We start from the raw sequence: 19884 nt of genomic DNA, 5'->3' as shown, positions 1-19884 counted from the left end.
CTCGAACCGTCCGCCCCCGGGCGTATGTTGGGCCCATGCCTGCCAAGCCCCGCACCTATCAGCCGCAGAAGGTCCGCGCCGCGCTGGCCGGCCAGAACGAGGCGCTCCGCGCCGTCGTGCACGGCGTCACCGCCGAGCAGTTGGAGCTGCCGACCCGGCTCGGGTCGTGGCGGGTACGGGAGTTGCTGGCCCACCTGTGCCTGGCGCTGGGCCACCTGCCGGCCGGGGTGGACGGGCCCGAGCCGGACGGGCCGGCGCTCTCGCTGGCCGGCTACGCCGAGCTGTCCGAGGCGATGGCCGAGGCGGTCGACACCCGGGTGGTCGAGCACGCGGCGGCCGGGTTCGCCGGCCCGCCCGCGGAGGTGTCCGCCGCCGTCGACCGGACGCTCGACGCCGTGCGGACCGCGCTCGACGGGCCGGCCGTGACGGAACCGGAGCGGCGGATCGCCGTCCTGGGCGGTCGGTCGATGGCACTGACCGACTACCTGGTGACCAGACTGGTCGAGGCCGTGGTGCACGCCGACGACCTCGCCGCCGCGCTCGGCCAGGACGCCTTCCCGCACGACCGCCAGGCCCTGGCCGCCGTCACCCGGATGCTGGCCGACGTCCTCGCCGACCGCGCCCCCGGTGGCGCGGTCGAGCTGAGGGTCCCGCCGTACGCGGTGGTCCAGGCGGTGCCGGGGCCGAAGCACACCCGCGGCACCCCGCCCAACGTGGTGGAGACCGACCCGCTCACCTGGATCCGGCTGGCCACCGGCCGGGCCGACTGGGCGGCGGCGGTGGAGGCCGCCGAGGTGTCCGCCTCGGGGGAGCGCAGCGACCTGCGGGCGTACCTGCCGGTGTTCGGATAGGGGGCCCGCGGCCCGGCCCGCACCCGGGCCGGTGCCGCTACGGCACGGACGGCCCGCTGAGGTAGGTGCCCTCCGCCGAGTACGGCCAGGCGTTGGGCGTGCAGCCCTTGAGGCCGTAGATCTGCTGCATCATCGCGGGCGCCGGCTTGCCCTCGCCCGGGCAGCCCTCGTGCCCGTGGCCGATCCGGTGGCCCACCTCGTGGTTGACGATCAGTGCCCGGTACTCCTCCAGCGGCCCGCTGAACTGCGGTGAACCGGTGTTCCAGCGCTTGGAGTTGACGAGCACCTGGTTGCCGACGTTGCAGTTGACCTCGCCGTGGGTGTCCAGGCCGGAGGCGCCGCAGATCCGGTCCACGGTGGCCGGCGAGGCGATCTTCACGGTGAAGTCGTACGGGCCGTCGGCGACCAGCTGGAAGCCGTTCTTGCGGTCGTTCGTCCAGCCGCGCCTGTCGCCGAGGACGCCGTGGATCTGCGCCGCGGCGGACGGGGCGTCGATGCCGATGCCGTCCTCGACCTCGACCCGGTAGCGGCGCACGGTGCCGCGCCCGACCGGCTTGGCGGTGGCGGGGGCGACGGCGAAGGTGCCCGCGCCCTTGGTGGGTCCGGGGTCCGGGGCCGGGGGCGCGGGAGGCGCCGTCGGGGCCGGGGACTGCGCGGGCGGCGGGGTGTCGGCCGGCGCGGGGCCCGGGGGAGGGGTCTGCGCCGCCGTGGCGGCCTGTTCGGCGGGCGGGGCGACCCTCGCCCGGGTGGTCGGGGTGGCGGCAGGGGTCTGCGCGGGGCGGTTCAGCATGACCGCGGTGGCGCCGAGCACCAGCGCGGAGACCGCGAATGCCGTGAGCATGCCAGGACCGGGTCTGCGCCGCGGTCGGCGGCGTCGGCGACCGCCCTTCCGGGGCGGTGCGGTGCGCCTGCCGACGGATCGGGCTGCGGACATGATCTTCACACTGGCACGGCGAACGGGTGAATGTCCACGCACTTCGTCCGCGGGTTCGCGGCCCCGGCGCGGCGGTCCGGACGGGACGGCGGTTGACCCCTGCGTCTCGGGTGGCAGACTTCAGGGCATGGCGATCCACAGGAATCTTCTCGACGGTCCCGAACCGACCCTCCTCCCGGAGGAGGAACGGCCCTACCGGATGCTGGCGGAGGAATCGGCCTCCCCGACCCAGGTGGCGGCCGAGTTCCCGGCCTTCTGCCTGGCATGGGCCATGCTGGCCGACGACGCCTTCGCGGCCGGCCGATACGTCGAGTCGTACGCCTACGCCCGGACGGGCTACCACCGCGGCCTGGACGCGCTGCGGCGCAGCGGCTGGAAGGGCCACGGACCGGTGCCGTGGGAGCACCGCGGCAACCGCGGCTTCCTGCGCTGCCTGGCGGCCCTCGCCCGGGCGGCCGGCGTGATCAAGGAGACCGAGGAGGAGGCCCGCTGCTGGCAGTTCCTGAAGGACAGCAGCGCGGAGGCGTACGCGGAGCTCAAGCAGTAGACCCCCCGACGGACGGGTGCCCCCGGCGGTCTCCGCCGGGGGCACCCGTGTTCTCAGGCCCGGGGCGTCCCGCGCCCGGTCCCTGTGCGGCCCGGAGCGCGTGTCCGGGGCGCGGGCCTCACTTCAGGCGCTTGCCCGCCGAACGCAGCTGCTCGGCGGCCTCGACCACGCGGGCGGCCATGCCGGCCTCGGCCAGCTTGCCCCAGGTGCGCGGGTCGTAGGTGTTCTTCTTGCCGACCTCGCCGTCGACCTTCAGCACGCCGTCGTAGTTGGCGAACATGTGGCCGGCCACCGGGCGGGTGAAGGCGTACTGGGTGTCGGTGTCCAGGTTCATCTTCACGACGCCGTTCTCCAGCGCGGTGGCGATCTCCTCGGCGGACGAGCCCGAGCCGCCGTGGAAGACGAAGTCGAACGGGTCGGTCTTGCCGTACTGCTTGCCGATCGCGTCCTGGAGCTCGCGCAGCAGCTCCGGCTTCAGCACGACGTTGCCGGGCTTGTACACGCCGTGCACGTTGCCGAAGGAGGCGGCCAGCAGGTAGCGGCCCTTCTCGCCCAGGCCCAGGGCCTCGGCGGTGCGCACGGCGTCGTTGACGGTGGTGTACAGCTCGTCGTTGATCTCGTGGGTGACGCCGTCCTCCTCGCCGCCGGTCGGGGTGATCTCGACCTCGAGGATGATCTTGGCGGCGGCGGCCTGGGCCAGCAGCTCCTGGGCGATGGCCAGGTTGTCGGCCAGGGTCTCGGCCGAGCCGTCCCACATGTGCGACTGGAACAGCGGGTTCAGGCCCTTGGCCACGCGCTCGGCGGAGACCGCCAGCAGCGGGCGGACGTAGCCGTCCAGCTTGTCCTTCGGGCAGTGGTCGGTGTGCAGCGCGACGGTGACGTCGTACTTGGCGGCGACGATGTGGGCGAACTCGGCGAGCGCGACGGCGCCGGTCACCATGTCCTTGTTGTGCTGGCCGCCCAGGAACTCCGCGCCACCGGTCGAGATCTGGATGATGCCGTCGCTCTCGGCCTCGGCGAAACCACGCAGGGCGGCGTGCAGGGTCTGCGACGACGTGACGTTGATGGCCGGGTAGGCGAACTTGCCCGCCTTGGCCCGGTCCAGCATCTCGTTGTAGACCTCGGGAGTTGCGATGGGCATGCGATCCGCTCCTGTCGGGTTGCGGCGTACGGACGGTGCTGTCCGACGCTGTGTACGCCTTCGTGACGACTCCGTGCCGGCCCGCCGACGCGCGGCGTTGCGGTGTGGCTCTCCGGCACGTTCGAGGCGACCTCCGCGGTACGGCCATGAGGGTGGTGTGCCGTTGCGGACCGGACGCCTGTGCCATCTTCCCAGACTCGTGCCTGCGGGTCAGCAGGAGCCCGCCATGCGGAACGTCGCACGGCACGGGCGCACGGCGGCACTCCGGACCGTCCCCGACCGGCCCCCGACCGGTGCTCAGCCGGCGCTCCGCCGCTCCCCGGGCGGCCCGGGCGGCGGCCGGGAGCGGCTCCGGGCGGGCCCCGCCGGTACGGGACGCCCGCTTCGCCGGCAAGGTGCGCCCGCTATCCTGCGCCCGTGGACTACAACCAGCTGGCCGTCAACCTGCTCGACGCCAAATCCCTGATCTCGTCCCTCGGCGCCATCGGGCTGATCGCGATCATCTTCGCGGAGACCGGCCTGCTGGTCGGCTTCTTCTTCCCGGGTGACTCGCTGCTGATCCTCGCGGGTGTCGCCGCCTCGAACGCCGCCTCCTCGGTGCTCGGCGACGGCGCCAAGCTGCCGATCGCCGTGCTGCTGATCGGCTGCCCGATCGCGGCGATCGCCGGCGCCCAGCTCGGGCACCTGATCGGGGCCAAGGTCGGGCCGAAGATGTTCGACAAGCCCGATTCGAAGATCTTCCGCCGCGAGTACGTGGTGAAGGCGGAGGAGTACTTCAACAAGTTCGGCTCCGGCAAGGCCGTGGTGCTGGCCCGCTTCATGCCGATCATCCGCACCTTCCTGAACCCGGTCGCCGGCACCCTGGAGATGCCCGCGCGCACCTTCTTCGTCTGGAACGTGATCGGCGGCGTGCTGTGGACCGAGTCCATGCTGCTGATCGGCTACTTCTTCGGTGACGCGCTCGCCCCGGTGATCGACAAGTACCTGATCCCGGCGGTGCTGCTGATCGTCCTGCTGTCGATCTCGCCGATCCTGGTCGAGGTCATGCGCGAGCGGAAGAAGAAGCGGGCCGGCGGCGCCGCCGCCGAGGTCGGCGACGAGAGCCAGGCCCAGGCCGGCGGCGGCCGGCACCGGCGGGGCTGAGCGTCCGCCGCTCCGGACACGGCGAGGGCCGGTGCTGTTTCACGTGAAACAGCACCGGCCCTCTGTCGTTCGTCGTGCCGGTCGCTCCCCGGGGCACCGGCCGTCGGCCCGGGGTCAGAGACCCAGGTCGTCCAGGGTGTACGCGGTCACGTACTCCAGGCCCTGGGCCTCGACGGCGGCCGCGCCACCGCGCTCCACGATCACCGCGACGCCGACCACCTCGGCGCCCGCCTCGCGCAGCGCCTCCACGGCGGTCAGCACCGAGCCGCCGGTGGTGGAGGTGTCCTCGACGGCCAGGACCCGGCGGCCCTTGACCTCCGGGCCCTCGATCCGGCGCTGGAGGCCGTGCGCCTTGCCCGTCTTGCGGACCACGAAGGCGTCCAGCTGCTGCCCGCGCGCGGCGGCGGCGTGCAGCATCGAGGCGGCCACCGGGTCGGCACCCAGGGTCAGACCGCCGACGGCGTCGTACTCCAGGTGCGAGGTCGCGTCCAGCATCACCCGGCCGACCAGCGGGGCGGCCACGCCGTCCAGCGTGATCCGGCGCAGGTCGACGTAGTAGTCGGCCTCCTTGCCGGAGGAGAGGGTGACCTTGCCGTGCACGACGGCCTTGTCCTTGATCTGTGCCAGCAGGGCGTCGCGGTCGTTGCTCATGAGCGTTCAGTCTAGGCCCTGGCGGGCCCGGCGGCGCTCCCGGCTCAGCGTCGGCGCAGCGCCCTGACCAGCACCACGGCGCCGCCCAGCAGGGCCACCGAACCGCCGATCACCCACGGCACCGCGCTGCGGCCGCCGGTGCCCGGCACCACGATCCCGCCGGCCTCCCCGCCCCAGCGGGACGCCGCCCGGGCCCGCGCGCTGCGGGCGGGCAGCGCCGGGGCGTACGGGCCGCGCGGCGGGGCGTGGTCCACCTCCTCGGCGGACCGGCCGACGATGCTGCGGCGCACCGGGCCGGTGAGCACCGGCTCCTCCTCGTACGCGAAGAGCGGCTCGGCGGGCAGTTCCTCGGCGACGCCGTCCTGCTCGGACCCCTCCGCGTCGTCGACGTCGTCCTCGTCGTCGTCGGCGGAGCCGGTCGGCAGGCCGAAGCGCTCGGCGTCGGCGTCCGAGAAGGCGATCAGGTCGGAGAGGTCGTCGTCCAGGTCGTCACCCGGGAGGTCCTGGCGCTCCTCGATGAAGACCACACCGGCGTCGGTCCCGGTGGCCTCCGACCCGGCCGGCTCGGCGTCGTCCTGGTCCTGGTCCTCCTGGGGCTGCTCGCCCTCCGGGGCGACCAGCGCGGCGGCGAACCTGTCCAGCAGGCGGCGGCCGGTGGTGTCGAGGGTCTCCTCGTCGAACTCGGCCAGCCGGCCGGTGGCGCTCAGATCGCCGGTGAAGCGGATCGCCGCGGTGCCGTCCTCGGCGCCGTCCGCGACGCTGACCCGGACGGTGGCGGTCACCTCACCGCTGCCCCGGGCCTCCTCGCCCTCGGCGAACACGGTCAGCACGCCCTCCCGGCCCTCGATCAGCGACAGCATGCCCTTGTACGTGATCGTGGAGCCGCCGATCCGCAGCTTCAGCCGGCCGCCGATCTCTTCGGCCGCACCGGCCCCGACCGCGGCCGGCTCGGTGCTCAGCCCCGGCACGCTCCGCGCCAGCAGCGCCGGATCCTGCAAGGCCTGCCGCACCAGCTCGGCGGACATCGGGACGACAACCTCATGCTCCATGTCACGGAGCCTACCGACTGGCCCCCGCCCGGTCCCTACCCACCACCACCCGATTTTCCCCGCCCGGGCTGTTCCCCCGGCCGTCGAGCCGACACCCGGGCCGCGCCCGTCCCGGCTCGGACTCCTCCGGGGTGCGTCCGGGCCCGAGGGCCGGTGGTCGCCCCCGCGGGCCCCGGGCCCGGCCCGGCTCAGCGGGGGCCGAGCAGGGTGAGGGCGGCCGGGGGACGGGTGGGGCGGAGGGCGGTGAGGCGGGTGGTGGCGGCGCGGAGGGCGTCGGTGGTGAGGGCGCGGGGCGGCGGGGCGTCGGGGGCGAGGGTGAGCGCGGGGCGGGTGGCGGCGGCGAGGAGGAAGTTCTGGGCGTCGTCCGGCGGGCCGGGGCGGCAGGTGGCGGTGGCGCTGCCCGGGACGGCGTACGGCACGGTCTGCAGGCCCGTGGTGCGCAGGCCGGACTCGATCTGCCAGAGGCCGTCCAGGCCGTCCAGGCCGCTCCCGGCGCGGACGGCGATCCGGCCGCCGGGGGAGAGCAGCCGGGTGGCGAGGCCGTAGAACTCCTGGGAGTGGAACTTGACCGGTCCGCCGTCGGCCGGGGCCGGGAGGTCGGCGAGCACCACGTCGTACGGTCCGTCGGCGCCGGAGGCTCCCGCGTCGCGCAGCCAGGCCATCGGGTCGGCCGCGGTGGTGCGGACCCTGGGGTCGTCGAGCGAGCGGCCGCCGAGGGCGGAGAGCCCGGGGTCGGTGCGGGCGATCCGGGGGAGGGCGGGGTCGGAGTCGACCAGCCGGACGGTGCGGACGCCCCGGTGCCGCAGCACCTCCCGCAGGGCGAGCCCGTCGCCGCCGCCGAGCAGCAGGACCCGGGCGTCCGGGCCGGCCGCCATGGCGGGGTGCACCAGGCCCTCGCTGCCCCGGTACTCGTCGGGCCCGCAGACCGCGAGCCGGCCGTCCAGGTAGAGCCGGAGGGGGCCCTCGGCGGGGCCGGTGAGCACGATCTCCTGGGAGCGGCCGCGGGTCGCGTAGCGGACCTGGTCGCCGTACAGGGCGTGCCGGGCGGCGCGCTCGATGGCGTCGGAGCCGGCCGCGGCCGCCGCGAGCGCGGCGAGGACGAGCAGGCAGCCGCCCCAGAGCAGCCGTCGTATCCCGGGGGCGGGTTCGTCGCGGAACAGCCAGAGCACCACGGCCGCTCCGGCGACGGCGTTGACGGCACCGGTGAGCAGTGCTCCGTCGCCCGGTCCGAGGGCGGGCAGGATCAGGAACGGGAAGGCGAGGCCGCCGACCAGCGCGCCCACGTAGTCGGCGGCGAACAGGTCGGCGACGGCCCGCCCGGCGTCCTCGCGCCGGATCCGCTGGATGAGCGTCATCAGCAGGGGGATCTCGGCGCCGATGAGGACGCCGATCAGGCAGGTGAGGCCGACCATCGCGGCCTGGTAGCGGCCGATCCAGGCCCAGCAGGAGTAGAGCGCGAGGACGGAGAGTCCGCCGGTGAGCGCGAGCGCGCACTCGACCAGGGCGAAGGCGGTGGCGGGCCGGTGGGTGAGCCGTTTGGCGAGCAGTGAGCCGAGGCCCATCGCGAACACCATGACGGAGAGCACGACGGAGGTTTGGGTGACCGTGTCCCCGAGCAGGTAGTCGCCGAGCGCCACGAGTTCGAGCTCGTAGACGAGCCCGCAGGCCGCGCAGACGAACGCGGCCAGCAGGACGCTCAGGCGGGCGAGTCGGGGGCGGGAGCGCAGCCGGGGCCGACGGCGGGCGGGCAGGAGTGGGGCGAGGGGTCGCCCGGGCCGGAGTGGGGTGCCGTCGTCGAGGTCCACTCGCGGGCGTGCGGGCGGACCGGCCGGATGGTTGATCACGAACAAACGCTAGGGGACGTGCGGGACGGATGGCTGCGCCCATCCGACGGACAGTGAGCAACGTCGGATTGACGAACCGTTCCTGCGTACGATTCGCAGGCCAGTGCCGGGAGGCCTACGGCCGGATCGGTGTTCCGGTCCGGGCTTCGGGTGGTCATGCCCCGGACACCACCAGCGAGGAGCGGGTGCACACCAGCTGCCCCTCCTGCGGGTAGGCGTGCCAGGTGCGCCAGAGCAGCCGGTCCGCGCCGCCCTGGGCGACCAGCGCGGTGAAGGCGCTCGGGTCGCCCGGGAAGACTCCGGCGAGCCCCCGGGGGTGCCCCTCGACCAGGGCCAGCAGTTCCTGGGCGCGGGCCGCGAAGTCGTGCGGCGGCAGCGCCTCGATGCGGGCGGCGAACTCGTACTCCCAGCCGCCGACCTGCTTGGCCACCCGGGCCGGCAGCGGGGTGCGGCGGCCGGGCAGACAGGCGACGGTCTCCAGGCACTGGCCGGGGCCCGCGTCGATCACCACCTGGTGGGAGGCGCCCAGCAGGCGCAGCTGGAGGGTCCCGGAGGCGCCCGGGCGGCCGCATCCGTCGAGTCTCAGGTCGCGGACGGCGAGAGCGGGCAGCGGGTCGCCGCCGAGGCACCAGGCGAGGTCACCGGCGCGGGTGTCCGTGTAGGAGGTCTGCAGTGTGGTGAGCATGCTCGGCTCCGCGTTTCAGCTCCGTGCGCGCCCGCCGAGCAGCAGCGAGTAGGCCTAGGCGATGGCGAGGCTGTTCGTGGCTGTGCGGCCCTGGGCGCGGCCGACCGTGGAAGGAAGGATTCCGGCTGGAGATTCAGCAGCAGAGAAGCACGAATACGCCGGGTCCGCCGGTGATTTACCCAACTTTGTCAAGCATTCACCGTTTCGAGCACACCTGCTTCCCGGGTCCGATCGAGTCCATGTGCGACTCTGCACAGCGCGCGCCCCTATCACCGGATCGCGCGCCGTGCGCGCCGGGTGTGCGCTGTTCGGGTGCATCACACGCCGCCGCCCTCCAAGCGTGAGGCATGGAGGGCGGCTCGGTACTGCCGGAAGGTCGATCAGAACGCCTTCGGGTTATCAAAAATCCAAGCTGATCAAGGAAGTTGATGATCCATCGGAACTGGTGTCGGGTTCCGGAGATCCCAGTTCGAAAGGCAGGGCGGGGGCGTGAAGGGGGGCGTGCGGCCCTTCACAGGCGCCGCAGACGGGTGACGGCCTCCTGAAGGACTTCGTCCGTTTTGCAGAAAGTGAAGCGGACCAGGCTAAGGCCGGCCTCCACGGTGTCGTAGAACACGGCGTTCGGGATCGCGACGACGCCGCAACGGCCGGGCAGGGCACGGCAGAACCCGATGCCGTCCTTCTCGCCGAGCGGGGTGATGTCGGTGGTGACGAAGTACGTGCCCTCGGGGGTGAAGGCCCGGAAGCCGGCCGCGGTGAGCCCGTCCACCAGCAGGTCGCGCTTGCGCAGCAGGTCGGCGCGGAAGCCGTCGAAGTAGGCGTCGGGCAGCCGCAGGGCCTCCGCGACGGCGTACTGGAAGGGGCCGGCGCTGACGTAGGTGAGGTACTGCTTCGCCGTGCGCACGGCCGCGACCAGCTCCGGGCACGCGGTGACCCAGCCGACCTTCCAGCCGGTGAACGAGAAGGTCTTGCCGGCCGAGGAGATGGCGACGGTGCGCTCGCGCATGCCGGGCAGGGCGGCGATCGGGTGGTGGACGGCGCCGAACACCAGGTGCTCGTACACCTCGTCGGTGACCACCAGCAGGTCGTGCTCGACGGCCAGTTCCGCGATGCCGCGCAGCTCCTCGGCGGTCAGGACGGTGCCGGTCGGGTTGTGCGGGGTGTTGATCAGCAGCAGCCGGGTGCGCGGGGTGACGAGCGAGCGCAGCTCGTCCAGGTCCGGCCGGAAGGACGGGGCCCGCAGGGTGAGCGGGACCCGGGTGGCGCCGGCCATCGCGATGCAGGCGGCGTAGGAGTCGTAGAACGGTTCGAGGGCGATCACCTCGTCGCCGGGCTCCAGCAGGGCCAGCAGGGCGGCGGCGATGGCCTCGGTGGCCCCCGCGGTGACCAGCACCTCGGTGTCCGGGTCGTACGAGAGGCCGTGGAAGCGCTGCTGGTGCTCGGCGATCGCGGTGCGCAGCTCGGGGATGCCGGGGCCGGGCGGGTACTGGTTGCCGCGGCCCTCGCGCAGGGCCCGTACGGCCGCCTCGCGGACCTCCTCGGGCCCGTCGGTGTCCGGGAAGCCCTGGCCGAGGTTGATCGAGCCGGTGGCCGTGGCCAGCGCGGACATCTCGGCGAAGATCGTCGTTCCCATCCCGGCCAGTCGGCGGTTCAGCAGCGGCCTGGTACCCATCGGTGGCTCCTCACGGCTCGTCGTCAGGGGGCCATCCTGGGACAGCCGGGAGCCGGGGACAAGAACGGCCCGCCACCGGCGCGGAGGCGGTGGCGGGCCGGACCGGAGTACCGGGGCGGGATCAGGCCTGGTCGGTGCCCTCGGTGCCCTCGCCGTCCTCGCCCTCGATCTCGTCCTGGAGGCCGAGGCGCTCGACCATCCACTGCTCGAAGCCGACCGCGGCCTGGGTCCAGTTGGCGGTGGTGGTGACGAAGTAGTCCAGGTTGACGCCGGTGCCGACGATCATCTGGGCCTCGCCGATCAGGCGGACCACGCCGTCCTCGTGGGTGTGGGTGTAGACCTTGGGCCAGAGGGTCTCGCGGTTCCACTCGTCGATCAGGTCGAGGATCTCGCCCTTCTTCTCCAGCGGGTACGCGCGGTCGTAGAAGGCGCGCACCGCGAAGAGCTCCTTCTGCTCGCCGCGGAACATGTAGTAGACGCGGAAGCCCTCCCAGGGGGCGGTGAGGTCGCCCTCCTCGTCCACGACGTGCTTGAGCTGCATCTGGTCCAGCAGCTGGGTGACCAGGGCCTGGTCCGGGACGATGATCGGCGGCGGGCCGGCCGGCCGCCCGCCCTGGCCGCCGGGCTGGCCGCCCTGGGGGACGCCGAAGGACGGGATGGACGACGGGTCGATGCTCATGGGGGTCCTCTTCCTCAGTGCACGTGGTGGCCGGCAATGAGAGGCCGCCCTTTCCACCTCCCATCCTGCCTCATTCGGGGCTCCGCTCACAGGGGCGGCCGAGGGGTGCGTCGATCTTCGTCCGGCGTTCTCCGGGGCTTCGCCGGGCGTCGTCGGGCGGCCCCGGCGGGGGTGCCGCGGGCGGCGGTCACGGAGGGTGCGCGGGGCCCGGGGCGGCCGGGCGGGTGGGGCCGTCCGGAGGGGCCGCGTGAGTCACGTCACGCGCCCGGCGCGCTGGTTCGCCTGTCGCGCGGACCGGTTGCGGTTAGCGTGCGACGGAAGTCGCTTCGATCAAATCCCGGCCGGCCCGGGGGAGTTGAGCTGTCCGGAAGCGGACCGTCCGGAGTCGGACGGTCCGGAACTGAGGGGGGACCAGGAGTGGGTGGAGCGGCGACGGGGGACGGCGCATCGCTCGGGGCGCTGCTGCGGAGCATCCGGCTGGACCGGGGGATGACGCAGGAACGACTGGGCGAGGCGACCGGGCTGAGCGTGCGGTCGATCCGGGACCTGGAGCGGGGGGTCTCCTGTCCGCGGGTGTCCACGCTGAGGCTGCTGACCCAGACCTGGAACCTGCCGGACGCCCAGGTGGCCGAACTGCACCGGCTGGCGCGCAGCCGGCGGGACCGGACCCGGCGGCTGCTGCGGCGGGCGACGGAGTGACCGCGGCCGGGCGGTGGGCCGCGGACGCGGAACGGGCCGCCCCCGCCGCCGGAGCGGAGGGAACGGCCCGTGCGCCGGACGCCCGGCGGTGCTACTTCTCCAGCGGCCCCCGGCCGCGGACGGTGAGGCGGTCGCCCGCCTCGTCCCGCTCGACCACGACGGTGTCCCCGTCGTGCACCGCGCCGGACAGGATCGCCCGGGCCAGCTGGTCGCCGATCGCGGACTGCACCAGCCGGCGCAGCGGCCGGGCGCCGTACGCCGGGTCGTAGCCGGTGAGCGACAGCCAGTCGCGGGCGGCCTCGGTGACCTCCAGGGTGAGCCGCCGCTCCTGCAGCCGCTCGCCCAGCCGGGCCACCTGGAGGTCGACGATCCGGCTCAGCTCGCCCGTGCCCAGCGGCTCGAAGACCACGATGTCGTCCAGCCGGTTGAGGAACTCCGGCTTGAACGCGGACCGGACGGCGCCCAGCACCAGCTCCCGCTTCTCCGCCTCCGGGGTGGCCGGGTCGACCAGGTACTGGCTGCCCAGGTTGGAGGTGAGGATCAGGATGGCGTTGCGGAAGTCGACCGTGCGCCCCTGGCCGTCGGTGAGCCGCCCGTCGTCCAGCACCTGGAGCAGGACGTCGAAGACCTCCGGGTGCGCCTTCTCCACCTCGTCCAGCAGCACCACGCTGTACGGCCGGCGGCGGACCGCCTCGGTGAGCTGGCCGCCCTCCTCGTAGCCGACGTACCCGGGCGGGGCGCCGACCAGACGGGAGACCGAGTGCTTCTCGCCGTACTCGCTCATGTCGATCCGGACCATCGCCCGCTCGTCGTCGAACAGGAAGTCGGCCAGGGCCTTGGCGAGTTCGGTCTTGCCGACGCCGGTCGGGCCGAGGAAGAGGAAGGAGCCGGTCGGGCGGTCCGGGTCGGCGATGCCGGAGCGGGTGCGCCGCACCGCGTCCGAGACGGCCTGCACGGCCTCCTTCTGGCCGATCAGGCGTCGGCCCAACTCATCCTCCATGCGCAGGAGTTTGGCGCTCTCGCCCTCCAGCAGCCGGCCGGCCGGGATGCCCGTCCAGGAGGCGACCACGTCCGCGACGTCGTCCGGACCGACCTCCTCCTTGACCATCGGGGCGGAGGCGGACCCGGGCTCGGTGTCCGCGGTGGCGGCCCGCTCCTGGGCGTCGGTGAGCTCCTTCTCGGCGGCCGGGATCTCGGCGTACATCAGCTTGGACGCCCGCTCGAAGTCCCCGTCGCGCTGGGCGCGTTCGAGCGCCCCGCGCAGGTCGTCCAGCCGCTCCTTGAGCTCGCCGACCCGGTTGAGGCTCTTCTTCTCCTGCTCCCAGCGCGCCGTCAGCACGCTCAACTGCTCGTTCTTGTCGGCGAGATCGCGCCGCAGCCGGGTCAGCCGGTCCACCGAGGCCGGGTCCGACTCCTTTTCCAGGGCCAGCTCCTCCATCCGCAGCCGGTCCACGGAGCGCTGGAGTTCGTCGATCTCGACCGGGGAGGAGTCGATCTCCATCCGCAGCCGGGAGGCCGCCTCGTCGACCAGGTCGATCGCCTTGTCGGGCAGGAAGCGGGAGGTGATGTAGCGGTTGGACAGGGTGGCCGCGGCGACCAGGGCGGCGTCCGAGATCTGCACCTTGTGGTGCGCCTCGTACCGGCCCTTGAGGCCGCGCAGGATGGCGATCGAGTCCTCCACGCTGGGCTCGCCGACCAGCACCTGCTGGAAGCGGCGCTCCAGGGCCGGGTCCTTCTCGATCCGCTCGCGGTACTCGTCCAGCGTGGTGGCGCCGACCATCCGCAGCTCGCCGCGGGCCAGCATCGGCTTGAGCATGTTGCCCGCGTCCATCGCGGAGTCGCCACCGGCGCCCGCGCCGACCATGGTGTGCAGCTCGTCGATGAACGTGACGACCTGGCCGTCCGAGGCCTTGATGTCGTTCAGGACGGCCTTCAGCCGCTCCTCGAACTCGCCGCGGAACTTGGCGCCCGCGACCATCGCGCCGAGGTCCAGCGAGACCAGCCGCTTGCCGCGCAGCGACTCCGGCACGTCGCCGGCCACGATGCGCTGGGCCAGGCCCTCGACCACGGCGGTCTTGCCGACGCCGGGCTCGCCGATCAGCACCGGGTTGTTCTTGGTCCGGCGGGAGAGCACCTGGACCACCCGGCGGATCTCGTGGTCGCGGCCGATCACCGGGTCGAGCTTGCCGTCCCGGGCGGCCTGGGTGAGGTCGGTGCCGTACTTCTCCAGCGCCTTGTAGGTGCCCTCCGGATCCGGCGAGGTGACCCGGCCGCTGCCCCGGACGTCCTTGAACGCGGCCAGCAGCGCCTTCGGCGTGGCGCCCTGCTGCACCAGCAGCTCGGCCGCCTGCCCGCCCTCGGCGGCCAGGCCGACCAGCAGGTGCTCGGTGGAGACGTACTGGTCGTCCAGGTCGTTCGCGCGCTTGCCGGCCTCGGTGAGCACCGCGACGGTGTCCCGGGCGAGCTGCGGGGCGGAGACCGTCGAGCCCATCGCGCTGGGCAGCGCGGCCGCCTGGCGGCGGGCCTCGGCGCCGACCCGGGTGACGTCGGCGCCGACCGCCTCCAGCAGCGGCCGGGCGATGCCCTCGGGCTGTTCCAGCAGCGCGATCAGGATGTGCACCGGCCTGACGTCCGGGTTGCCGGCCGCGCCCGCCTGCCGGATCGCGGCGGCCAGGGCGTCCTGGGTCTTGGTGGTGAACTTGCTGGCGTCCACTGCTGGGGGGCCTCCCTCGTCGTCCTTCACTGCTGCCAACGGCACTGCTGTTCGTGGTGCTGCCACCGCGGCACCGCCGCTCGACGGCACTGCCACGTACAGCATGCACTAAGTTGAGTCTATTCCGCTCAACCTTTACCGACTCCCCCTCCGCCCCGACTTCTCGGTGAACGCTTGCCGGACTGCCGGGTCAGCCCCAGCAGCTCCCGGGCCGGCCCGCTCGGCCGCTGCCCGGCCGGCCAGACCGCCCGCAGCGGCCGCCGCAGGTCCAGTTCCTCCACCAGCGGCACCTCGACCAGCCGCCGGGTGGCCAGCTCCTCCACCACCGCCAGCTCGCTCAGGCAGACCGGCCCCGCCCCGGTCATCGCCGCCGCCTTCAGCGCGGTGGACGAGGCCAGCTCCATCCGGGGCCGCGCCGGGCCCCCGTACGGCCGCAGGGCCGCCTCCAGCACCTCGCGGGTGCCCGAGCCCGGCTCGCGCAGCGCCAGCGGGGTGGCCGCCAGCTCGGCTCCGGTCAGCGGGGTGCGGCGGCGCGCCCACGGGTGGCCGGGTGCCACCACGACCACCAGGCGGTCCGCCGCCACCACCGCGCCGGCCAGTCCGGGCGGGGTGGACGGGCCCTCGACGAAGCCGAGGTCGGCGTCCCCGGCCAGGACGTGTCCGGCGACCTCCGCCGAGTTCGCCGTCCGCAGCGTCACCGCCGTCCCCGGGCTGGCGTCGGACAGGCCCAGCAGCCAGCCGGGCATCAGGTACTCGGCGACGGTCAGACTGGCCACCACCCGCAGTTTGGCGTCCCGCCGCTCGCGCAGCGCGTCGATCCCGGCGTCCAGCGCCTGCGCCGCCTCCACCACCTGCCGGGCCCACTCGACCACCAGCCGCCCCGCCTCGGTCGGCCGGCTGCCCCGGGGCGAGCGGTCCAGCAGCGCGACGCCGATCTGCCGCTCCATGCCCTTGATCCGGGCGCTGGCGGTCGGCTGGCTGACGCCCAGCTCGGCCGCGGCCCGCCCGACGCTGCCCAGCCGGGCCACCGCGAGCAGCAGTTCCAGGGCGCCGAGTTCGGGGACGTGCGGGGAGAGAGCCATAGGTTCAGGCTATGCCCCCATAGAAGTCCCGGCGCTACCGGCCACCGGCCCCGCGGGCGACGGTGGGGACATGTCCACTATGGCCGGTATCCGCCCCCTCGCCCGTCCCGCCGTCCGACCCCGGCCCGACCTCGCCCAGCTCGGCCCCAACTGGTACGCCGCCGTGATGGGCACCGCGATCCTGGCCAACGGCGCCGCCGTCCTGCCGGTGCGGCCGCCCGGGCTGACCGGCTTCGGCGAGGTGATGTGGGCGCTCTCGCTGGCCGCCCTGCTGGTGCTGGCCGGGGCCCGGCTGGTCCACCTCACCCGGCACCGCGGGGCGGCCCGCGCCCAACTGCTGGACAACCCGGCCACCGCGGTCTTCTACGGCTGCCCGCCGATGGCGCTGCTGGCGGTCGGGCTGGGCACCCTGCTGCTCGGCTCCCGGGTCATCGGCACCGGTCCCGCGGTCGCCCTGGACGCGGTGCTGTGGGGCCTGGGCACCGTGTACGCGCTGGCCGTGGCCGGCGGCATCCCGTACCTGATGATCACCCGGCACCGGGTCTCCGCCCTGGAGGCCAACCCGACCTGGCTGCTGCCGGTGGTCGCCCCGCTGGTCGCCTCCGCCTGCGGCCCGGCGCTCGTCCCGCACCTGCCGGCCGGGCAGGCCCGGGAGGCCATGCTGTACGGCTGCTGGGCGCTGTTCGGGATCGGCCTGCTCGCCACCCTGGTGCTGCTGCCGGTCGTGTTCACCGGACTGTTCCACAGCAAGCTGTCCGCCCTGGCGCTCACCCCCACGCTGTTCCTGGTGCTCGGCCCGCTCGGCCAGTCCGTCACGGCGGTCCACCAGCTCGCCGACGCCGCCCGGCCGGTGCTGCCCGCGCTGGCGCCCGCCATGCTCGACCTCGCCGAGCTGTACGGCGTGGCGGTGATCGGCGTCGCGATGCTCTGGCTGGCCGTCGCGCTCACCGCGAACCTGCGCGCCCGGCGGGCCGGGATGCCGTTCGCGATGACCTGGTGGGCGTTCACCTTCCCGATCGGCACCTGCGTCACCGGCGCCTCGGCGCTCGCCCGGCACACCGGATTCGGGGGGTTCGGCGGGTTGGCCGTCGGCCTGTACCTGCTGCTGGCGCTCGGCTGGGTGCTCGCCGCCGGCGGCACCGCGGCCGGGCTGGCCCGGGGGCGGCTGCTGGGACGCGGCTGACGGGGGCGCGGCTCGACGGGCGCTCCCCGGCCCGCCGGCTCCGGGCCGGGCCCGGCCGGGCCCGACCGGTCGTGGATGCGGGAACGTGCACCTCCGCAATGACCGTGCACGGCCAAGCGGGCCCGGTGCCGGGGACCGCCGACACCCCCCGCGGGCCCAGGACTTCACCGGAATCCGGCCCACCGTCCGGACCGCCGCGGCCGCACCGGGATGCAGGTAGCTGCAATTGCGCGAACATGCACTCGGGCGGCACTTGTTCACCGGGCGTCACGCTGTGAGGGTGGAGACAACGCCGAAGCCGTCCAGGCAAACGCAGCCTGATGGTGGCGAACCGCTCTTCGACACCGACCGCGGGTGCGACATCCCGCGGTGGTGGAACGGGGGGGAAGAGCGCCGGCCGGGGACCATGTGTGGTGATGGCCTCCGACCGGTCCCGTCGAGGCGTTGCTGCTCCGCCTCGACGGGATCGCCTTGGCATTGGCGTAGCGACGGCGGCCCCGGGCACCCGGTGTGCGACGGCACCCGGGCCCCGGGGCCCGCCGTCCCACCCGGTACCGTGACCGCCTGATCCATGATCACGCCGTACCGGTCCAGCGGCACCGCGAGCCCGCCCGGCCCACCGGTGCCGCGGCCCGCACGGCGGGAACACGGTCGGCGCGGCGGGGAACACGGTCGGCGCCGGGGGAGAGGCGTCCGACGGGCAGGGCCCAGGGGGAGTACGACGTGACGGCGGAACCGGCAGCCACCCCGCACCAGGGGCCCGTGGGCGAGGAGCCCGACGAGGCGGCCCGGCAGCTCTACCTGGCCGTCATCGCCGCGGGCGGCCGCGTCCCCACCGGCGAGATCGCGGACGTCGACCGGGACGCGCTCCAACAGCTCATCGACATCGGGCTGTTGATGGTCAACCGGATGGACCGCTGCTACACCGCCGTCAGCCCGCGCTCGGTCAGCGACCGCCTCGGCGCCGAACTGCGCAGCGAGGCCACCCGGCTGCTGGTCCGCGCGGAGAACCTCCCCGGCGCCCTGGACGGCCTCACCCGGGCCTACGACGCGATGCCCCGCCCGACCGACCGGGCCGGCGGAGCCGTCCACGTCGAGGGGCACGTCCACATCCGCCAGCGGATCTCCCAGCTGGTCTCCGACTGCCGCTCCGAGGTCCTCACCGCGCAGCCCGGCCACCGGCCCGCCGACACCCTCCAGGTCGCCCTCCTCCAGGACGTCCAACTGCTCCAGCGGGGCTGCTCGCTGCGCACCATCTACCAGCCGGGCGCCCTCGCCGACCCGCCCGCCCTCGCCTACGCCGAGGAGGTCACCCGGCACGGCTCGCTCATCCGCGTGCTCGACGAGCCCTTCCAACGGCTGATCGTCTTCGACCGCTCCGTCGCCGTGATCTCCGCCAACGACGACAACAGCACCGCGGCCTTCATCACCGACCCGGCCACCATCGGCTACCTGGTCGGCACCTTCGAGCGCGACTGGGCCAGGGCCGACACCGCCGAGTCCGCCGCGTTCGGCCTGGCACCCGCCCGCACCGTCCCCGACCGGGTCGGCCGGCTGCTCGCCCGCGGCCTCACCCAGCGCGCCGTCGCCACCCGGCTGGGCCTCAGCGAGCGCACCGTCGCCGCCCACATCTCCCGGCTGCGCGACCGCTACGGCGCGCAGACCCTCTTCCAGCTCGGCTGGCTGATGCGGGGCGCCCGCGATGACCGATGAGCCGGGCCCGGCCGAGCGGGCGCTCTACCTCGCCGCCGTGCGCGGCGGCGGCCGGCTGCGCCCCGAGGACCTCGCCCCCGCCGACCGCCCCGCGCTGGCCGCCCTCGTCGCCCGGGGCCTGCTGACCCCCACCGCCACCGGCTGGACGGCCGCCAGCCCGCGCGCCCTCGGCGAGCGGATCGGCGTCGAGCTGCGCAACCGCGCCCTTTGCCTGCTGCAGTACGCGGAGCGGCTCCCGGCCACCCTCGGGCCGCTGGCCGGCGCCTACGACGCGGCCCGCCACCCGGTCGGGAGCCCGCCGCCCCTCGGCCCCCGGGCCGTCGAACCGCGGTCCGAAGGTCCCGCGGCCGAGGCTCCTCGTGCCGAGGCTCCCGGAACCGGTGCTCGGGGGGCCGGCGATCCCGGGGCCGGTACCGTCGGCGGCGCCGCCGAGGTCCGCCGGCGGGTCGGCGAGCTCGTCTCGGAGTGCCGGGAGGAGGTCCTGGCCGCCCAGCCCGGACCGCGCCCGCTGGAAGGCCTCCGGATGGCCCTCGCCCAGGACCTCTCGCTGCTGCGCCGCGGCTGCTCGCTGCGCACGCTCTACCAGCCGGTCACCCTGACCGATCCCGCGGTGTGGAGCCAGATCGCCCTGCGCACCGGGCAGGGCGCCCAGGTCAGGGTCCTCGCCGAACCGTACGAGCGGGTGCTGGTCTTCGACCGCGCGGTGGCCGTCATCCCCGCCGCCGAGGACCTCGGCCGGGCCGTCTTCCTCACCGACTCCACCACCGTCGCCCACCTGGTCGCCCAGTTCGAACGCGACTGGGCCCGGGCCGCCCCCGCGGGCCGGTACCTCGACGCGCCCTCCGCCACCACCGTCCGGATCGGCCGGCTGCTCGCGCGCGGCCTCACCCAACGGGCCGTCGCCGTCCGGCTGGGCGTGAGCGAGCGCACCGTGGCCGCCCACATCTCCCGGCTGCGCGACCGCTACGGTGCGCAGACCCTCTTCCACCTCGGCTGGCAGCTCCGGGGTGAGCACCATGACTGACGCCGCCGCCCGGGCCCTCCACCCCGCCGTGCCGCGCGAGGGCGGCCGGCCGCGGGCCCGGACCCGCCGTCACGTCGAGCGCGGCGGATCGGTCCGCACGATCGGCCGGCCGCGGGTCCGACCGGAGCGGGACCAGGTCGGGTCCGGCGCCGGGACCACGCGGACGGGCTCGCGGATCCGGGTCCTCGACGCCCCGTGCGGCCGGGCCCTCGTCCCCGGCCGGACCGTCGCCGTGATCCCGGCGACCTCGGGCGACGAGGTCGCCGCCGTGGTG

At 74.5% G+C, this 19884-nt stretch carries 17 protein-coding genes; 7 read left to right on the top strand and 10 right to left on the bottom strand.

Translation table 11 applies throughout. The features are described 5' to 3' along the window. The first annotated feature begins 35 nt into the window (after window positions 1-35). A complete protein-coding gene (locus ACWD4P_RS06600) occupies window positions 36-851 on the top strand; it encodes a sterol carrier family protein (protein ID WP_449778799.1) in 816 nt (271 codons plus the stop codon). 37 nt (window positions 852-888) lie between these two features. Here the strand turns inward: ACWD4P_RS06600 and ACWD4P_RS06595 are convergent, their stop codons facing one another. After that, window positions 889-1692, bottom strand: a complete 804-nt coding sequence (locus ACWD4P_RS06595) for a DUF3152 domain-containing protein (RefSeq protein WP_449778798.1) — start codon at window positions 1690-1692, stop codon at window positions 889-891. A 220-nt stretch (window positions 1693-1912) separates the two neighbouring features. On the opposite strand from ACWD4P_RS06595, the gene ACWD4P_RS06590 reads away from it, so the two are divergent. Further along, window positions 1913-2332, top strand: coding sequence for a DUF3151 domain-containing protein (locus tag ACWD4P_RS06590; RefSeq protein WP_449778797.1), 420 nt, complete (start codon window positions 1913-1915; stop codon window positions 2330-2332). A 118-nt stretch (window positions 2333-2450) separates the two neighbouring features. Here the strand turns inward: ACWD4P_RS06590 and fbaA are convergent, their stop codons facing one another. Then, window positions 2451-3473 (bottom strand): class II fructose-bisphosphate aldolase, encoded by a 1023-nt coding sequence (gene fbaA / locus ACWD4P_RS06585; protein WP_359817752.1) that lies wholly within the window; start codon window positions 3471-3473, stop codon window positions 2451-2453. Between the two features lie 417 nt (window positions 3474-3890). Between fbaA and ACWD4P_RS06580 the strand changes: the two genes are divergently transcribed. Beyond that, on the top strand, window positions 3891-4616 hold the full coding sequence (locus tag ACWD4P_RS06580) for a DedA family protein (protein WP_359817754.1): 726 nt from the start codon (window positions 3891-3893) through the stop codon (window positions 4614-4616). Between the two features lie 114 nt (window positions 4617-4730). On the opposite strand, the gene pyrE is transcribed toward ACWD4P_RS06580, so the two are convergent. The 6 genes from pyrE to ACWD4P_RS06550 all read right to left on the bottom strand — a co-directional run bounded on the left by pyrE (window position 4731) and on the right by ACWD4P_RS06550 (window position 11196). Next, the gene (pyrE, locus tag ACWD4P_RS06575) at window positions 4731-5267 is read right to left on the bottom strand and encodes an orotate phosphoribosyltransferase (RefSeq protein ID WP_049659651.1); all 537 of its coding nucleotides are present in this window, start codon (window positions 5265-5267) and stop codon (window positions 4731-4733) included. Window positions 5268-5311: 44 nt separating this feature from the next. Further along, window positions 5312-6316, bottom strand: coding sequence for an SRPBCC domain-containing protein (locus ACWD4P_RS06570; protein ID WP_449778796.1), 1005 nt, complete (start codon window positions 6314-6316; stop codon window positions 5312-5314). Between the two features lie 188 nt (window positions 6317-6504). After that, entirely contained in the window at window positions 6505-8160 is a 1656-nt protein-coding gene (locus ACWD4P_RS06565; RefSeq protein WP_359817758.1) for a polyamine aminopropyltransferase, read from the bottom strand. Window positions 8161-8314: 154 nt separating this feature from the next. Further along, window positions 8315-8845, bottom strand: coding sequence for a DUF2617 family protein (locus tag ACWD4P_RS06560; protein WP_359817760.1), 531 nt, complete (start codon window positions 8843-8845; stop codon window positions 8315-8317). Window positions 8846-9356: 511 nt separating this feature from the next. Continuing rightward, a complete protein-coding gene (locus ACWD4P_RS06555) occupies window positions 9357-10517 on the bottom strand; it encodes a pyridoxal phosphate-dependent aminotransferase (protein WP_359817762.1) in 1161 nt (386 codons plus the stop codon). Window positions 10518-10638: 121 nt separating this feature from the next. After that, window positions 10639-11196, bottom strand: a complete 558-nt coding sequence (locus tag ACWD4P_RS06550; protein ID WP_359817764.1) for a type III secretion system chaperone family protein — start codon at window positions 11194-11196, stop codon at window positions 10639-10641. Window positions 11197-11232: 36 nt separating this feature from the next. Between ACWD4P_RS06550 and ACWD4P_RS06545 the strand changes: the two genes are divergently transcribed. Beyond that, window positions 11233-11895 carry a helix-turn-helix domain-containing protein gene (locus ACWD4P_RS06545; protein WP_449778795.1) on the top strand — a complete coding sequence of 221 codons (663 nt, stop codon included), beginning with the start codon at window positions 11233-11235 and terminating at the stop codon, window positions 11893-11895. A gap of 91 nt (window positions 11896-11986) precedes the next feature. Here the strand turns inward: ACWD4P_RS06545 and clpB are convergent, their stop codons facing one another. Together clpB and ACWD4P_RS06535 are read right to left on the bottom strand one after the other, a co-directional pair. Then, the gene (gene clpB, locus ACWD4P_RS06540) at window positions 11987-14608 is read right to left on the bottom strand and encodes an ATP-dependent chaperone ClpB (protein WP_359817768.1); all 2622 of its coding nucleotides are present in this window, start codon (window positions 14606-14608) and stop codon (window positions 11987-11989) included. Between the two features lie 128 nt (window positions 14609-14736). Further along, complete coding sequence (locus ACWD4P_RS06535) at window positions 14737-15690, bottom strand: LysR family transcriptional regulator (protein WP_359817770.1); 954 nt, start codon at window positions 15688-15690, stop codon at window positions 14737-14739. Window positions 15691-15760: 70 nt separating this feature from the next. Between ACWD4P_RS06535 and ACWD4P_RS06530 the strand changes: the two genes are divergently transcribed. From ACWD4P_RS06530 to ACWD4P_RS06520, 3 genes are all read left to right on the top strand, one after another. Continuing rightward, window positions 15761-16873, top strand: a complete 1113-nt coding sequence (locus ACWD4P_RS06530; RefSeq protein ID WP_449778794.1) for a TDT family transporter — start codon at window positions 15761-15763, stop codon at window positions 16871-16873. 723 nt (window positions 16874-17596) lie between these two features. Continuing rightward, the gene (locus ACWD4P_RS06525) at window positions 17597-18586 is read left to right on the top strand and encodes a LuxR C-terminal-related transcriptional regulator (RefSeq protein WP_449778793.1); all 990 of its coding nucleotides are present in this window, start codon (window positions 17597-17599) and stop codon (window positions 18584-18586) included. Further along, the gene (locus ACWD4P_RS06520) at window positions 18576-19610 is read left to right on the top strand and encodes a LuxR C-terminal-related transcriptional regulator (protein WP_449778792.1); all 1035 of its coding nucleotides are present in this window, start codon (window positions 18576-18578) and stop codon (window positions 19608-19610) included. Before ACWD4P_RS06525 ends, ACWD4P_RS06520 begins: the two co-directional genes overlap by 11 nt. Window positions 19611-19884 lie beyond the last annotated feature (274 nt).

It is taken from the genome of Kitasatospora sp. NPDC002543, from assembly GCF_053594915.1.
This window is presented reverse-complemented; position numbering and strand designations above follow the sequence as displayed.

What these genes read in the sequence shown, in the direction of transcription:
- ACWD4P_RS06600 (WP_449778799.1), top strand. Translation starts at nt 36, where the DNA reads ATGCCTGCCAAGCCCCGCACCTATCAGCCGCAGAAGGTCCGCGCCGCG.
- ACWD4P_RS06595 (WP_449778798.1), bottom strand. Translation starts at nt 1,692, where the DNA reads ATGCTCACGGCATTCGCGGTCTCCGCGCTGGTGCTCGGCGCCACCGCG.
- ACWD4P_RS06590 (WP_449778797.1), top strand. Translation starts at nt 1,913, where the DNA reads ATGGCGATCCACAGGAATCTTCTCGACGGTCCCGAACCGACCCTCCTC.
- fbaA (WP_359817752.1), bottom strand. Translation starts at nt 3,473, where the DNA reads ATGCCCATCGCAACTCCCGAGGTCTACAACGAGATGCTGGACCGGGCC.
- pyrE (WP_049659651.1), bottom strand. Translation starts at nt 5,267, where the DNA reads ATGAGCAACGACCGCGACGCCCTGCTGGCACAGATCAAGGACAAGGCC.
- ACWD4P_RS06570 (WP_449778796.1), bottom strand. Translation starts at nt 6,316, where the DNA reads ATGGAGCATGAGGTTGTCGTCCCGATGTCCGCCGAGCTGGTGCGGCAG.
- ACWD4P_RS06560 (WP_359817760.1), bottom strand. Translation starts at nt 8,845, where the DNA reads ATGCTCACCACACTGCAGACCTCCTACACGGACACCCGCGCCGGTGAC.
- ACWD4P_RS06555 (WP_359817762.1), bottom strand. Translation starts at nt 10,517, where the DNA reads ATGGGTACCAGGCCGCTGCTGAACCGCCGACTGGCCGGGATGGGAACG.
- ACWD4P_RS06550 (WP_359817764.1), bottom strand. Translation starts at nt 11,196, where the DNA reads ATGAGCATCGACCCGTCGTCCATCCCGTCCTTCGGCGTCCCCCAGGGC.
- ACWD4P_RS06545 (WP_449778795.1), top strand. Translation starts at nt 11,233, where the DNA reads ATGAGAGGCCGCCCTTTCCACCTCCCATCCTGCCTCATTCGGGGCTCC.
- ACWD4P_RS06535 (WP_359817770.1), bottom strand. Translation starts at nt 15,690, where the DNA reads ATGGCTCTCTCCCCGCACGTCCCCGAACTCGGCGCCCTGGAACTGCTG.
- ACWD4P_RS06530 (WP_449778794.1), top strand. Translation starts at nt 15,761, where the DNA reads ATGTCCACTATGGCCGGTATCCGCCCCCTCGCCCGTCCCGCCGTCCGA.
- ACWD4P_RS06520 (WP_449778792.1), top strand. Translation starts at nt 18,576, where the DNA reads ATGACCGATGAGCCGGGCCCGGCCGAGCGGGCGCTCTACCTCGCCGCC.